The 14,169-nt window shown below is 64.0% G+C and carries 13 protein-coding genes and 1 pseudogene; 6 read left to right on the forward strand and 8 right to left on the reverse strand.

The features are described from left to right. The first annotated feature begins 430 nt into the window (after window positions 1–430). A complete protein-coding gene (gene mauJ, locus G4D77_RS06185) occupies window positions 431–1,780 on the forward strand; it encodes a methylamine utilization protein MauJ (protein WP_154834830.1) in 1,350 nt (449 codons plus the stop codon). A gap of 156 nt (window positions 1,781–1,936) precedes the next feature. Beyond that, the gene (locus tag G4D77_RS06190; RefSeq protein WP_046988657.1) at window positions 1,937–2,809 is read left to right on the forward strand and encodes an HNH endonuclease; all 873 of its coding nucleotides are present in this window, start codon (window positions 1,937–1,939) and stop codon (window positions 2,807–2,809) included. 67 nt (window positions 2,810–2,876) lie between these two features. Here the strand turns inward: G4D77_RS06190 and G4D77_RS06195 are convergent. Next, window positions 2,877–3,104, reverse strand: a pseudogene (locus G4D77_RS06195) (IS5/IS1182 family transposase); the annotation flags it as partial. A gap of 140 nt (window positions 3,105–3,244) precedes the next feature. Further along, a complete protein-coding gene (locus tag G4D77_RS06200) occupies window positions 3,245–3,895 on the reverse strand; it encodes a LexA family protein (RefSeq protein ID WP_046988656.1) in 651 nt (216 codons plus the stop codon). A gap of 73 nt (window positions 3,896–3,968) precedes the next feature. Here G4D77_RS06200 and G4D77_RS06205 point away from each other — a divergent pair, with 73 nt between their 5' ends. Genes G4D77_RS06205 through G4D77_RS06220 form a run of 4 tightly spaced genes read left to right on the forward strand, consistent with a single transcriptional unit; the run spans window position 3,969 to window position 6,382 of the window. Then, complete coding sequence (locus tag G4D77_RS06205) at window positions 3,969–4,199, forward strand: helix-turn-helix domain-containing protein (protein ID WP_012204455.1); 231 nt, start codon at window positions 3,969–3,971, stop codon at window positions 4,197–4,199. Between the two features lie 4 nt (window positions 4,200–4,203). Continuing rightward, window positions 4,204–4,902 (forward strand): hypothetical protein, encoded by a 699-nt coding sequence (locus G4D77_RS06210; protein WP_154834831.1) that lies wholly within the window; start codon window positions 4,204–4,206, stop codon window positions 4,900–4,902. Continuing rightward, on the forward strand, window positions 4,845–5,639 hold the full coding sequence (locus tag G4D77_RS06215) for a hypothetical protein (RefSeq protein WP_227740802.1): 795 nt from the start codon (window positions 4,845–4,847) through the stop codon (window positions 5,637–5,639). The genes G4D77_RS06210 and G4D77_RS06215 overlap by 58 nt, the downstream gene beginning before the upstream one ends. Beyond that, window positions 5,639–6,382: a hypothetical protein gene (locus tag G4D77_RS06220; protein ID WP_016454041.1), complete on the forward strand. Its 744-nt coding sequence runs from the start codon at window positions 5,639–5,641 to the stop codon at window positions 6,380–6,382. The genes G4D77_RS06215 and G4D77_RS06220 overlap by 1 nt, the downstream gene beginning before the upstream one ends. An 18-nt stretch (window positions 6,383–6,400) precedes the next feature. On the opposite strand, the gene G4D77_RS06225 is transcribed toward G4D77_RS06220, so the two are convergent. From G4D77_RS06225 to G4D77_RS06250, 6 genes are all read right to left on the reverse strand, one after another. Next, on the reverse strand, window positions 6,401–8,911 hold the full coding sequence (locus G4D77_RS06225) for a TonB-dependent siderophore receptor (RefSeq protein ID WP_154834832.1): 2,511 nt from the start codon (window positions 8,909–8,911) through the stop codon (window positions 6,401–6,403). A 111-nt stretch (window positions 8,912–9,022) separates the two neighbouring features. Continuing rightward, entirely contained in the window at window positions 9,023–10,129 is a 1,107-nt protein-coding gene (locus tag G4D77_RS06230; protein ID WP_046988654.1) for a FecR family protein, read from the reverse strand. A 120-nt stretch (window positions 10,130–10,249) separates the two neighbouring features. Beyond that, entirely contained in the window at window positions 10,250–10,807 is a 558-nt protein-coding gene (locus tag G4D77_RS06235) for a sigma-70 family RNA polymerase sigma factor (RefSeq protein WP_047471487.1), read from the reverse strand. A gap of 162 nt (window positions 10,808–10,969) precedes the next feature. After that, window positions 10,970–12,145: a DUF4272 domain-containing protein gene (locus G4D77_RS06240; RefSeq protein ID WP_154834833.1), complete on the reverse strand. Its 1,176-nt coding sequence runs from the start codon at window positions 12,143–12,145 to the stop codon at window positions 10,970–10,972. A 96-nt stretch (window positions 12,146–12,241) separates the two neighbouring features. Continuing rightward, on the reverse strand, window positions 12,242–13,774 hold the full coding sequence (locus G4D77_RS06245; RefSeq protein ID WP_154834834.1) for a sigma-54 interaction domain-containing protein: 1,533 nt from the start codon (window positions 13,772–13,774) through the stop codon (window positions 12,242–12,244). A 42-nt stretch (window positions 13,775–13,816) separates the two neighbouring features. Beyond that, window positions 13,817–14,137, reverse strand: coding sequence for an ArsR/SmtB family transcription factor (locus G4D77_RS06250; RefSeq protein WP_016449629.1), 321 nt, complete (start codon window positions 14,135–14,137; stop codon window positions 13,817–13,819). Between the last annotated feature and the right edge of the window lie 32 nt (window positions 14,138–14,169).

A 14,169-nucleotide genomic window follows, 5' to 3' on the forward strand; every position in this document is an offset into this window, starting at 1 on the left:
GAGCATAACTGCTCCGCGAGGGCTATGACGAGGTGGTGTTAGCTACTCTTAGCGAGATGAAACGTCGTTCGGTGAAGAGGTTCCGCCGCGTTCTGTTTCGCTGCGAGCGCGCAAAGGCAATGGCGTGCGGGTTTTCACGAGAAGAGACTTGAGGCTGTCCCGCAGCAGGATTTGCTTGGCAGCACAAGCCTCGCTCACGCTCCGTGCAATGGCCCCACGTCGAAAGATTCCATGACGCGGCGGTCAGACGATACGTCCCCATCTTGTAGCCCTGAAAACTACGCGCACATCCACCCTCTGCCAGCCTCGGCATCTTCATGCGCGTGCCTAGACAGCCGCTGCCGCCTGCCAGGGGAACGGTTGGAGTGAGGCAAAAAACACAAGCCGCACGGGATGGGGGCGAACCAGCTTTCGTCTTATGCTTAGCGTGATGAAGCATGGTCCCTATATCGTTCATGAGTTTGGTACAGATGCGGAGTCTCACTACAGCGCCATGCGAGGCTGGTTGACGGCGGCCTGCTACACCTCTATCGCATGGCCCGAAAGCGATGTTCGCCTCAACTACGATGGTGACGACTATTTCTTGCGCGGCGCACAAATTCGCAACGGTCGTCGCGACACCCCGGGAATCACAATGCGTTGTCAGAGGGGTCAAGAGAGCGAGGTGATGGGAAAAATTCTTCGTTTCGCATCCATTCTTGGCTGGTTCAAACGGGGATACGTGGATGTTGGCGGTTACGTGGCCGGTAGCCATGCGAACCTTTACTCGGAGGGACAGGGCCAAAGCACGATGATTGCATGCGGGCCTCATGGCTTCGAATGCAACTATCTGCCTTTGATCCGAGATGAGCGAACGAGGCGGGCCCTTGCCTTCTGGCGAGAAGGCTTACGTCTTCGCCAAATTCACGTAGGTTACGCGTTTCTAAGCTTCTTCAAAGTCATCGAATCTCAGTTTGACCGCAGCGCCTTGCGAGTGGCTTGGATCGCGGAGGCATTGCCTGTCTTGGAAGGCGACGCTGGCGCACGCGTCAGAGCGCTGAGTTCCGAGGTGGCCGACGTTGGCAAGCACATTTATGACAGCGGAAGATGCGCCGTCGCGCACGCTCAATTTGCCGATGGACGAGGTGATCCCGACGTACCGGAAGATCGGAGAAGGTTGGAACAGGATCTGACGGTCATGGAGGCGCTGGCAAGACAATACATCGCGTATGAACTTGGAGTGCCTGACGAGATGGTCGTCCATCGCGACCGCGACCGGCTAGAAGCTGTCGCGCAGTTTGTCCCTGAACCGGTGGCGCGAGCCTTACGGGAAAAGGTACATGTATCAAGGCGCAGCGTCGGTCTGCAGGGGTTGATAGTCGGTTTGGCGCGTTGGCCACAAGCTCCGGTAGCGACATTTTCGTCGCTTTCCTTACGGGTCCGTGAAGTTCAAGGAGGGAAGCTATTTATTACGGCAAGCAACCCATCGGACTCAATCACGCTTGGCTTTGTGCTTGACTTTTCAGAAAACCGCGCCCACGTAATTTTGGGTCAACTGAACTATAGATTGTCTGACAACCCTATGTCGACAGATGATGCCATCGCGGTTGTCGACCTGCGAAAGAATATCATTGGCAACGCGCTTCTTGAGTTATGGCTCCCTAACGGAGAAAGATTGGATTTTGAAGTTTTTATACCTGTGAACATAGATATTGCTGCAACATGGAAAAGCATGGATGCTGAAATAGCGATGCTGCGAAAAAAAACACACAAGCGTACGCCGCCAGTTAGCCGCACATAGGATCAATCGCGAAACCGCCTCTTATATGGATTCGTCAATTCATGACACGGAACTCCAGTCGCCGAACCTGCTTTGCAACCATGATAACGAGACAATATGCTGGGTGGACGGCTATCGGATATATCCCAACGGCCAATGATTGAGAAGGACTAGACGATGCGTATCGTGGCTAAATTCTATGAGACCTACAGCATCTGTGATTTTGTCAGCGGCCTATTGAAGGACACATTCGACCATGCGCCTCTATTGGAGGGATTCCACTGCGATCAACAGTGGTCCACTTGGCTCGCGCCCTATGCAAAGCACTCGATGCTGCATCAATTCATCAGCTTTGCCGCACAGATACTCCACTCAGAACAAGCTGAAGGTTTTGATATTGAAAAGCAAAAGGCAATCTACGCAAATTTCAAAAGCATGCCTCTCGCAATTGCCGATCTAAAGCCACACAAACTGCCCATCGAGCACGCCTTTGAATATCATGGCATTGATCATCTCACTCTGTTTACGTTTCTTAAGGACAAGGGAAAAAATTTCGAAAATACCGATGCGAATGATATTTACGAATACATGAATGAGATATGGATGTCTGCGGCATACGAAGATCTCATAAAGCAAACGGTAGATGAGGTCTTTCACGTTCTTTTTCAAAATCGTGAGCTGATGATGAATTTTAATTCATATCTCTCGGGTATTTTGGAAATGGCGAATTGGGATGAAGCCGAAACACTTGATCGCTCGCTACTTTCAACCAATGGGAAGATTGCACGGGTAAGCCCCCCGATGTGGGCGAAGCGTGCCGTTTTTTTTCGCGATCGTGGGTGCTGCGTGTTCTGCGAAAGAGACCTAACGGGACTCATGAATATTGACAACGTTGGAAACTACGATCACATCGTTTCCCTGTCGAACTGGGGACTCAACGATATCACCAATCTGCAATTGCTATGCGTTTCCTGCAATCAGCACGACAAGCGGGACGGTCCGCCAGCCACGTCTAGAAAGTACCAATCCTGGTACTCAATGGATGAATGACTCACTCAGCGATGAGAATTCTCCTTCTGTCATCAATTGGTCTCACTCGCTATAAGTCTGGCTAGCACTACCAATCCACGAAGCGTGCGCAGATGATCGCTGCCGCCAGTTTCAGCAATGCTTCGTGGATATCCAGCCTTCGTTCAAAGCGGATTCTCAGCTTGCCAAAGTCTGCAAACCAGCTATGCGTCTTCTCCGCCACCCACCGGTGCTTGCCCAACCGTTCGCTGCTATCAATGCCTCGTCTGGCAATCCAACCAATGATGCCCCGATGCCTCGGGTGTGCTCGGCATCGAAACCCGTCGCTCGGCCGGCTTGAGCCTTGGTGCTCGGACGACCGGCCAAGCCGGTTGACCAGTCCGGAGGAGATGCTCCGTGTCGCATTGCTTTCCAAGGCGGCGTTCACGGAGTTGCACAAACTGGCAGATCCTAGGCTCAAGGGCGCGGAAACTTCCGCCGCAACTCCAGCATGGTTCCGATCACAGAAAGCCCATGTTCGTCACTGCGCATGACGGGATGGTCTTGATTGAGCGGGATCAGCTCAAACACCTCATTACCCAGCCTATCGTTTCCGTGTAGCCGGTATTTCCGAAACAGGGCTTCGGTCTTTCCCGCCTGGGCGGCCACGTAGTCTCCAGGCTGAGGCTTGACACCTGGATCGATCAGTACACGGTCTCCTTCACGGAACTCCGGAGTCATGGAGTTTCCAGCCAACTGGAGGAAGAACGCATGAACTGACGCATCGTTGGCAGAGACTTCCGTGCCCAGGCTCTCCAAGCCCTCGACGGCTTCACTTCGGGCAACGGCCTGGCTGGAAGTAAGCACCGGGTATCGCCGAATTCCGCAGGGAAGCTGAGCAAGCATCGCCGCCTCGTCAGGCGTCATCATCCCCTCGCCGCTTTCCAGCCAAAGAGCGCTCACTCCGCACGCTGCTGCCATCGTGGCAGTCCGCTTGGAACCATGTCCCTTCGACTCAAGATCCCCAATGGAGGACTGCTTCAACCCTGCCTTTGCGGCGAGCTCCTCTTGAGTAAGACCTGCATGAGCACGAGCTGCTTTAAGACGCTTGGCGAAATCTGTGGACATAGCGCCGAAGCTTACGGAAAACCGATAACGATATATCGTTTGTCTTTTAACGATTAAACGTTAGACTGCGTGCATGCAATGGAAAGACTACCTCGCCAAGCTTGCAGCGAAGGGTGTCAGTCAAAGCCAGATCGCCCGCGAAGTGGGCTGCGGTCAAGCAACGATTTCTGACCTCGCACTGGGCAAGACCAAGGAACCACGAACATCTTTGGGTATGGCGCTCATGCGCATCGGTGCCCGCTGCGGTATCGAGACACCCTTCGGATCAGTTCACCCAGGCCAAAGTCGCAAAACCGATGAGTGAAGCGATGCACATCACCCACCACTTCACTCCCGGCCTGCACTTCGCCGCGCGCTGGAAGTACGCCGCCCGCGCGCCATCGGGGCGGGCCTGTTGGTCGCGGCTGCCGCTGGGGCAGCCGGATGCGGGCAGAGCCGATCCGCATGGCGCCTGGTGGTGTGTGCGGCGCTGCGCTGCCGTGCTGCGGCGGGAGATGTGGCAATCGGTGGATCTGCCGCCAGGCATGCCCTTGCGGCCGGGGCCGGAAGTTGTGGCGCTGGCTCTGCACGCGCTGATGCCGCGTTGGCAGGTGCAGCTCAGCGCAGGAGCCGGGCACAGCCCGCTGCAGTCCTGCACCCGGGCGCTGCTGGCGGGCGGCGGGGCCGTGCTGCAACTGCAGTCAGAGGCGCTGCACCGGCGCCCGCAGAGCACGTTCTGGGCCTGGGTGATTGGCGTGGAGATGCATCAGAGAATGCTGCCCGCGCCGGTGAAGCCATGGCCGTCATGCCGTGCGCCAAGCCCTGCCGCGCTACTCGCCATTCCCTTTGGCTGGAGCATGCCTTGGGCCTGCTGCTATGCGGCGCGGGTGCAGATGAACCACGACGGGCATTGCGATGTGGACGGCATTGCCGGGCAGTGGCGCGAGTGCCGCTGCCTTGCCGCAATCACGTGGTCGCCCGCGCAACGCGGCAATGCAGGGCCATTGACGGGGCCCGCACTGTGTTGAAGTCCACCACCACAAGGCTCCACATGGCTGAGACCGCGCACGTCACCCACCGCTTCACCCCTGGGCTGCGCTTTGACGGGCTGTGGACGTACGCGGCGCGCATGCCGTCAGGCCGTCGCTATTGGGCGCGACTGCCGGCAACCCGCGCAGGCGGCGTGGCTGCAGCAGATCCACAGCGCGCGTGGTGGTGCGTGCGCCAGTGCGTTGCGGTGCTCAATCGCATGCCCTGGCATTCCGTGCATCTGCCCCCGGGCCTGCCTGTGCAGCCGGAATGTGGCGATGTGGCATTGGCCCTGGGCGCAATGCTTGCGGACTGGAACGTCAAGGTGCTCGACGAGAGCACGGCACAGGCGCCGCTGCTGCGCAGCACCGATGCGCTGCTTGCCAATGGCTGCTCTTTGCTGCAGTTGCAGGCCGAAGATTTGAGTGTTGGCGCGCCACCCGTTTTCTGGGCCTGGGTGGTCGGCGTGGAAATGCATGAGAAGTTCAAGCGCGCCAAGCGCACTTCGGCCTTTGACGTGCCCGGGCGTCCTCGCGCCCTGCTGATCTGGCCCTTCGGCTCGAAATCTCCCCTGACAAGGAACCACGCCTTGAGGATGACGGTGGATGGCGAAGGGCTGTGCGGTGTGGATGGCATCGATGCGCGCCGGGGCCGGTACCGGTGCATCGGGGCCATTACCGTGGCGCAGTCGGACAACCACAGCGCCGGCAACGGCGGCCTTTCCGGATCCGAATAATGCAAAAGCCCGACGACGCACCAGAGCCATGTGAGCGGGAGGTTCCGCAGGAAGGCATCCGTCTCGATCACCGCCTCATCTGCGGCCTGCGCTTTGATGAGCACTGGCAATACAGGAGACGCACGGAATCGGGCCACACCAGTTGGACACAGCTGCCAATGGCATCCGACCCCGTTGCCCCGGCCGACCCCTATGGCGTCTGGTGGTGCGTTCGCCGGTGCACCGTGGTGCTGGAGCAGCGAAGCTGGCTGTTCCTGCAGCTTCCCACTCACCTGCCCGCTGTTGCCGGCGTGCAGGAGATGGCGCAGATCCTCGATGTGCTGATGCCCGATTGCAACGTGCAGGCACATGCGCAATGCGCCGAGACACACTTGCTCTGCGCCCATGCGGTGGAGCAGGCAGGAAGTGCATTGCTAATGCTGGAGTCGCCGGAATGTGACGGCCCCAAGCCCGGCATTTTCTGGGCCTGGGTGGTGGGCTACGAGCCGCAACTGCCTTTGCCGTGCACCGAAGATTGCGTTGCACCCGACACGTGGCAGCCACTGGACATACAAGCCATGGCACCGCCCCAGGCCCTGCTGGTCCTGCCCTTCGACTGGACCATCCCCTGGTCCAGCGGATACCCCACCCGGATCCAGGTGCAAGCCGACGGGTCCTGCCATCTGCAAAATGCCGACGGGCCATGGCACCCATGCCGTTGGCTTGGCACTGTCACGCTTGGAGCCAGGACCGCACCGGCCTGACGGTGGCCCGCCTGCCTCTCAGATGCGCGGCGTGTACTTGAGCGTGAACATGACGTTGCGCGGGTCGCCGAAGTCGTTGTTGCCGTTTTGCTCGGCAAAGCCGGGGATCCAGTAGCGCTTGTCGAAGACGTTGTTGAGGTTCATGGCAAGGCTGACTTCGGGGGTGAGCTGGTAGGCCAGGCGCATGTTCCAGACGGTGAAGCCGGGGACCTTGAAGGAGCGGTCATAGCCCAAGGTATGGGTCTGTGCAGTGAAGCCGGCACCCACGTTCAGGCGGCTCCATTGACCGGGCAGGCGATAGGCGGCCCAGGCGCGCAGCATGTGCCGGGGCGTCCAGGTGCTGAAGACCTTGCCCTGGTTGACGGGGTCGCTGAGGAACCTGGTGGTGTTGTAGGTGTAGCCGGCCATGAGCTGCAGGCCGCGCAGCACTTCGCCGCTGACTTCGGCTTCCAGCCCCTGGCTGCGCACCTTGCCCGAGGCGGTGGAGCAGTACCAGTCGTCGCAGGCCATGCCGGAGGCTACGTCGTTGACGGCGCGGTTCTTGTGGTCATAGCGGAACAGGGCCAGCGAGGTGTTGACGCGCCCGTCCAGCAGTTCGCCCTTGAGGCCGATTTCGTAGTTGGTGCCGATGATGGGGTCCAGCACGTTGCCGGCCACGGTGCGCTCGGACTGCGGCTCGAAGACGCTGGTGTAGCTGCCGTAGGCCGACCACTGGGGCGTGAGCGCATAGACCAGGCCCGCATAGGGCGTGATCTCGCCCGAGGCGGTGATGGAGGTGCGGGCGTTGGACAGGGGCACGCTGTAGAGGTAGTCGTACCAGCTGGCGCGTGCGCCCGCAATGGCGGTCAGCGGCTCGGCCAGCTTGGCACGCCAGCTGGCGTAGATGCCTTTTTGCTCCACGTCGTACCGTGGCAGGGTCTTGATCCCGCCCCCGGCCATGATGGTGTCCAGGTTCTGCCAGGGCCGGTTGTGGTCGATGTTGAAGATGTTGCCGCCCGGCGTGAAGGTGCGCGCATACATGTCGTTGGATTTGTACCGGGAGTAGTTGGCGCCCACGGTGATTTCATTGCGCAGGCCCAGCGCCTGGAAGCGGCCGTTGACGAAGGCGTCCAGGCCGACCTTGGTGGAGTCGAAGTCGGTGACCCAGTTGGCATAGGTGAGGCCGCTGCCGTCGGCCGCGACGTTGCCGTGCATGCGCTGGTGGGCGGAGGTGTTTTTCTCGCTCATGCGCAGGGTGGAGACCTTGAGCCTCCAGTCGGCGTTGAAGCGGTGGTCCAGGTCGGCATAGAAGGTGGTCTGTTCTATGCTGGCCCGGTTCCACCAGGCGCCGACGAAGGTGGAGCGCGGCAGGCCGAGGTCGCGTCCATCGGCAAAGCGCGGCAGGCCCCGGATCATGGGGCGGCCGTTGCTGTCGGAGTGGCTGATGCCCAGGCCCACGGTGGTGTCGGGGCTGATGTCGTAGTCAAGGGCGGCGTACAGGGAGCGCGTGCGGTCGTTGACGTAGTCCACGAAGGAGTGGCTGCGCGATTCGTCCAGCACGACGCGGCCGCGCAGGGTGCCTTCGCTGTTCAGGGGCCCGCCCGCATCGAGCTGCAGGCCGTAGCGGTCCCACGAGCCGGCACGGGCGGTGATGGCGACGGTGCGCTCCGCCTGCCCGCGCTTGCGCACGAGGTTGACGGCACCGCCGGGGCTGCCCGTGCCCTGCAGCAGGCCGGAGGCGCCGCGCAGCACTTCCAGCCGGTCATAGAAGACCATGCCTTCGGTGCCCCAGTTGCCCAGGGCGTAGTTGTTGCGGGGGATGGCGACGCCGTCGTACTGCCAGGCGTCGATCTGGAAGCCCCGGGCCGAAAGCACCATGCCCTGCCCCACGCCCTTGACGCCCACGGTCCCGGTGACGTTGTTGGCGGCCACGCGCAGGTCGGTGATGCCCTGGTCGTCCAGCTGGCGGCGCGTGAGCACGCTGACAGATTGCGGTATGTCCTTGAGCGCCTGGTCGCCCTTGGTGATGCTGATGGCGCGCGCGGCCAGGGATTCGGAGCCCTCGGTGATGGCGCTGCGCTCTGCCTTGGCCGAGACGTTGACGGGCGCAAGGGTGAGCGAGCCGGTGGCCGCCCCCTGGGGCATGCGCCGCACGATGACGGCGCTGCCGTCGATTTCCGCATACAGGCCGGTGCCGGCCAGCAGGCGGCCCAATGCCTCGGAAGCGCTCAGGCGGCCTTCCACGGCGGGTGCGGTCCTGCCCTCCACCAGTGCGGGCTGCACCATCAATTCAAGCCGAGCCTGGCGGGCCAGCGTGTCCAGTGCCTGCGCCAGGGGCTGGGAGGCGATGCGGATCTGCACCGGCACGGAGGCCATGGCCGACGCGCCGCCCGCGCCAGGCAGCGCCTGCAACGGAGCCTGGGACTGGGCGCGGGACGGCGCGGCCATGGTGGCCAGCAGCAAGGCCGTGGCCAGGGCCAGCGGGACGGGGGTGAAGAGGACGGAACCGGGAATGGAGCCGGGAATGGAAATGGAACTGGAACGGGGCATGAGGGAAATCTCCGGAAGGCTGCGAATACGAATCCTTCTCAGGTAGACGCACGGCACGGCAAAACCCCAACCCGCCCGTGAAAAATTTTTGAGGAACTCGCAGCGCCCGTCTCAGGGCGCGGCGACGATGAGGGTCTGCGCGCCTTCCCCACCCTGGGGGTCGAGCAGGCGCACGGGCAGCACCTTGGGCAGGGCCTTGCGGAAGTTGTCCAGGCGGCGCGGGTCGAAGGTGCCGGACAGGCGCATGGCGGCCACGGCAGGATCGCGCACCGCCAGGCGCGTGGGGCCATAGCGCTCGAATTCCGCCAGCGCCTGCGACAGCGGCACGTTGTCGAAGCTGACGCGTCCGTCGCGCCAGGGCGCGATGCCGGCAGGCGGCACGGCGCCGACAGCCGAGAGGCGGCCATCGCCATCGGCCTGCACCTGCTGGCCCGCAGTGAGCAGCACGGCATCGGAAGGGCCGGCCGCAGACACCCGCACCTGCCCTTCCTGCACGGCCACCTGCACCGGGCTGCCGGCCGTGTGGCGCACGGCAAATTGGGTGCCGACCACGGTGACCTTCACGCTGCCGGCGAGCACATCGAAGGGCCGGTCCGCATCGCCGTGCACCTGGAAGACGGCCTGCCCTTCGGGCAGGCGCACTTCGCGCCGCTGGCGGTACAGCGCCACATGCACGCGGGTGGCGGTGTCCAGCCGCAAGCGGCTGCCGTCGGGCAGCTCCACGTTCAACTGCTGGCCGCGCCCGGTGGCGTAGTCCTGGACAAACAGGGGCCGGCTCTGCCAATGCTCCCAGGCCATGCGGCCCGCGCCACCGGCCACCAGGAGCACGGCGGCCGCCAGCGCGGCACGGGGCACGGCGGCCGTGCAGCCGCGCAGCCAGGCCAGCGGAGCGGACCATGCTGGCCGGGCTGGCTGGACAGCGGGGGCGGGCCGTGGCTGCGCCCTTTGCCCGAGCAGGTCCGCGGCCTTGTCGGCAGCCAGTTGGCGACGCAGCTGCTGGACGGCGGTGTCAGGCAGCGTATCAAGGCGGCGCCAGTCGGCCTGCCAGCGCTCGAAGGCGGCCCGGTGGTCCGGATCGACGGCCAGCCAGGCCTGGAAGTCCGCATCATCGAAGGCGGCCTGCGGCTGCTGGCTGAATTGCGCAAACCAGTCCAGCGCCTGGGCATCGGCGCTGCGGCTGGCATCGGTGGGCCGGGCTGGGGGGAGGTGTTCAGTCATGCGAATGACGCAGGCTACAGGGAAGCAGACGCACGGACAGCCGCGAACCCAACCCCGCGTGCGGGGCATACGGGGTGAGGGCACAGGCCGCAGTCCGCGCAGGCCATGCAAGGTCTGGCCTCATCGAGCGTCTCCCGGCCGGGGCGATGCGGCGGGCGCAGGCGTGCCGTCCATGCGGTCCTGGCAGGCGCGGCAGGCCTGCATGCCCAGCTTGATGTGGCGCTCGACCATGGTGGTGGAGATGCCCATGTGCCGGGCCACTTCCGCCTGGGACATGCCGTCGAACTTGTGCAGGATGAAGGCCTCGCGGCAGCGCAGCGGCAAGGCGCCGATGGCGGCCAGCAGCGCTTGCACGGACTGGGAGGACATGGCGGCGATCTCGGGCTCGCAGGCCTGGGGGCCGGCCAGGTCATCCGCGCCCTGCGCCTGCTCCGCGCCCTGCGGCCCGGCATCCAGCGGCGCATGCGCTCCACGCACCTCGCTGCGGCGGTACTGGTCGATCACCAGGTTGCGCGCTGTGCGGTACAGCAGGGCACGCGGTTCGGCAATGCCCTCTCCAGAGCGCTGCACGGCCAGCAGGCGCGCATAGCTTTCCTGAGCAAGATCCTCGGCCGTGTCGCGATCCTTGACGGCCCTTTGCAGGAACCTCAGCAGTTCTCGGTAATAGCGTACGACCACGGGAGCCAACAACGGATCAGTCAACGGATGGCCATGCCCGGCCGCCTTGGCCCAACGGCAGGCGGTGCCGGGGGCTGCGAAGCGGCGAGTATAGACAGTTGAATGAGTTTCAATCTCAAACAGGAATAAAAAGAGGGCCGGCCGTGCGGCCATGCCACGTGCTCAGGTCGGCGTGTCCACGTCATCCCAGTCATTGCCCTCGAAGCGCACCAGCCAGTTCAGGGCGTGGTGGCGCTCCATGAGCACGTCGGCGTTCAGCCCCGCGGGCGCGGGCTGCTGCTGCACCTGGGCCTGGCGCACGATCCAGTGCAGGCGGTAGTGCTGGTCCAGGGCGTCGAGGATTTCGCTGTCGGGCCGCATGCGTGCGGCATGCAGGGCGCCTTGCAGGTCGCCGGCCTGCAGCAGGACGCGCGAGGTGAGCGGCACGTCGCAGATGGCATCGGGGAACGGCAGCGTATCGACCAGGCCCAGCGCCCATTCCAGCAAGTACGCGGCTTCGTAGCGCCAGCCGAACTTGGCGATGGCCTCTTCGGAGGGCTGGGCAGTGGCCATGAAGTCGCGCTCGTTGGGAGTGAGCGCGGCCTGGGCGGCTGGCAGGCGCTGGAACAGCTCGTCGGGCGTGAGCGGTTCGCCACTGTTCATTGTTTCGTTCAGCGATTCGGCGCGCACGGCCACGGCCAGCAGGGCAAAGGCGCGTGCGGCGATCTCGTCGGGCGCGCGCATGCGCAGTTCGGGCTCGGAGATCAGCGGCGGCAGGCTGGCCGCTGGCGTGAAGCCGCGCTGCGCCAGCGTCTGCTCGCTGCGCTGCTTGCGCTGCCAGGCCTGCTGCGGATAGGGCAGCGCGGCCTGTTCATCGGGCTCGGCGCCGTTGGCGGCCAACAGGATGCGGCCCTGCGGGTCGCGGATGCTGCCGTCCGCCAGAAATGCGATGGCGTTGGCGCGCTGCGCCCAGCCGGCAAAGGCATCGAGCTGCTCCGGCGCAACGCCCAGGCTCAGGTGCTGCTGTACGCGCTGGATATGGCGCATGGCGTGGTAGCGGTTGCGCGTCATCTGCCCATCGCCGCGCCCCAGCACATAGCCGACAAAGCCGGAAAGATGCGGTGCCAGCTCGGGGTACGACAGATCGCGGCGCCCGGCCAGCGTGTGCGGAAAGTCAAGCGCAGGAAGGTCCCAGACGGTGCAGTAGGCGTTGATGAGTACTTCGTCCTTTGCAGCATCCGCCTGGGGTTCCTGCTGCTGGCGCTGGTGTTGCTGGTGTTGCTGGTGTTCCTGTGGGCGAGCGGGCTCTGGGGCAGGCTTGCTGAATGCGGTCTTGAGGCGGGTAAGGAGGTTTTTCATGTTCACGGACTGGGTTCCGGGATGGGCTCCGGGATGGGGAACAGCAGGAATCGCCCTGCCTCTTGGCCACGGTACGGCCTGCAGATGGCGGGTGACTCAGCCCCCCAGCTCCAGCACCGCCATGCGGTCATACAGCGTGGCCCGCGAGATGCCCAGCTGGCGCGCCGTGGCCAGCTTGTTGCCGCTGTTGGCGGCCAGGGTGGCGGTGATGGCCTTGCGTTCCAGCTCGGCCACCTGCTGGGCCAGGGGGCGCAGCAGGTCGGTGTCGGCGGGGCTGTTGTGGGCAGGGGACGGCGCGGGTGCAGTCTCGGGGCCCGGCGCGGGGGCGGCGGGTTCCACTCCTGATGAGCGCAGCACTTCGCGCAGTTGCTCTGCGTTGATGGCGGTGTCTTCGCTGCGCATGGCGGCCTGCTCCAGCACGTTGCGCAACTCGCGGATGTTGCCGCGCCAGGTCTGGCCGGCCAGCAGGGCCAGGGCGTCGGGCAGCAGTTCGGGCGGGGGCATGTCGTTGCGCAGGGCCAGTTCTTCGGAGAGGACTTCGACCAGTGCCGGGATGTCGCGCCTGCGTTCGCGCAGCGGGGGCACGCGGATGGGCAGCACGTGCAGGCGGTAAAAGAGGTCTTCCCTGAAGCGGCCGTCGCGCACCATCTGCGGCAGGTCGCGCGAGGTGGCAGCGACCACGCGCACGTCAAAGCGCACGAGCTGGTTGGAGCCCAGCGGTTCGATCTCGCCTTCCTGCAGCGCGCGCAGCAGCTTGGCCTGCAGGTTCAGGGGCATGTCGCCGATTTCGTCGAGGAACAGCGTGCCGCCGTCGGCCAGCCTGAATTTGCCGTCGCGCGGCTTGCGGTCTGCGCCGGTGTAGGCGCCAGGGGCAACGCCGAAGAATTCGGCCTCCAGCAAGGCGTCCGGCACGGCGGCGATGTTGACGGTGACGAAGGGGCCGCCGCTGCGGGCCGATGCGGCGTGGATGGCATGGGCCAGCAGCTCCTTGCCGGTGCCGGTCTCGCCCAGCAGCAGCACGGGGCTGAGCGACTGGGCTGCGCGGCGCGCCTGGCGTTTGACCTCCACGGCGGCCGGGCTGCTGCCGACAAAGCTGGCAAAGCTGTACTTGGCGCGGCGCTCGCCCTGCACGGCCACGCGCAGGCTGCGGTTGCGCTGGGCCGCCAGCTCGCGGCGGGCCTCGTCCAGGTCGCGCTGCAGAACGGCGAACTTGCTGATGAGGGGTTGCAGCGTGGTCTCCGGCTGGTCGAAGAGCACGATGCCGATGGCACCGATGACCGCGCCCGCATCGTCCTTGAGCGGGATGCGGCTGACCACGAAGGTGCCGGCACGGTTGGTGAGCAGGTCGATGAGCACGGGCTCGCCGGTTTCCAGCACGCGGCGCATGCGGGTGTTGGGAATGACGTCCTCGACCATGTGGCCCAGGAACTCATCCACCGAGGCCACGCCCAGGTCGGGCAGGAAGCGCTGGTAGCCCTCGTTGACCCAGACGATGCGCCCCGCCCTGTCGGCCAGGAACATGCCCTGGCTCATGGTGGAGAACAGCTGGAACATGGAGCGCGCTGCCAGCGCGAGGATGCCGTCGGCATCGAGCGGCAGGGGCTGGACCAGGGTGGGTGTGGGCGGCATGGATGGCATCCTAGCCGAGTCGCCCCTGCCAGGCTGCGGCACTCAGCCCTGCTCGATGGCGACCTGGGTGCAGATGGCGCAGCACATCTGTGCAGCCTGCTCGTTGGCGATGAAGTAGTAGATGCTGACGCCTTCGCGGCGCCGGCCCAGCACGCCGGCCTGGTACAGCGTGTTCAGGTGCTGGGACATGTTGGGCTGCGTGGTGGCGATGCTGGCGAGCAGCTCGGTCACGTTCTTCTCGCCATTGCACAACACGCTGATGATCTTCAGGCGCACGGGCGCCGCCATGGCACGGAACAACTCCGCAGCGCTCTCGAAAACGCTGTCGTCGCTCAGGTCCATGCTGTCATTGCGGCTGTCCATAGGCGTCTGTCATCCTGGTATACGGCGGGAGG

The organism is Delftia sp. WY8, assembly GCF_018437695.1.
GTDB lineage: Bacteria > Pseudomonadota > Gammaproteobacteria > Burkholderiales > Burkholderiaceae_C > Comamonas > Comamonas tsuruhatensis.